Raw genomic sequence first — 505 nt, 5'->3', positions numbered from 1 at the left:
ATTTTACTTCTGTCGGTAAAGTCGTTGGCAACTTCAGATTTTTACCCTTTGTGAGTCCACCGAAACGCAGCCACACCACACCTTTATTATCTAATTTAGTATCAAAAGCCCTAAGAATAATTTGGTTACAAACTTTCGTATGACCTCGATACCAAAACTTTCTCACCAAGGTGCAAAGTTTGGGATGATCCAACCATTCACGACTTTCTAATGTAAGTTGTAAAACCCCTTTTTTGGACTGGAAGGATTGGAACGATTGACCCAAGGATTTCATCACTTTTTCGATGCAAGCAGCCTGAACCAAATGGATATCATCAATTACATCATAAAGGGTTGAATCCCATAATTTAGCAGGTAATTGGTACTTGTCTTTAGATGTGCGTAGCTGTTTGTCTATTTCAAATTTAGAAATACCCCAAGCCTTTAACGAGCCGAACTCATTCCACAAGTCAGAGCGTAGTTGTCCTAAACGCAAAGCAATTAAATCAAGTTCGTTAGATTTCCA

Annotated in this window: 1 pseudogene; it reads right to left on the bottom strand. The window is 38.6% G+C overall.

Going from position 1 to position 505, the window contains the following annotated elements:
- Window positions 1-505, bottom strand: a pseudogene (locus FFO06_RS20835) (addiction module component); the annotation flags it as partial.

Origin of the sequence: Dolichospermum planctonicum (assembly GCF_005402965.1) — a bacterium.
Classification (GTDB): domain Bacteria; phylum Cyanobacteriota; class Cyanobacteriia; order Cyanobacteriales; family Nostocaceae; genus Dolichospermum; species Dolichospermum planctonicum.
The sequence above is the reverse complement of the archived record's forward strand: the minus strand, read 5'-3'. Positions and strand labels throughout refer to the sequence as shown.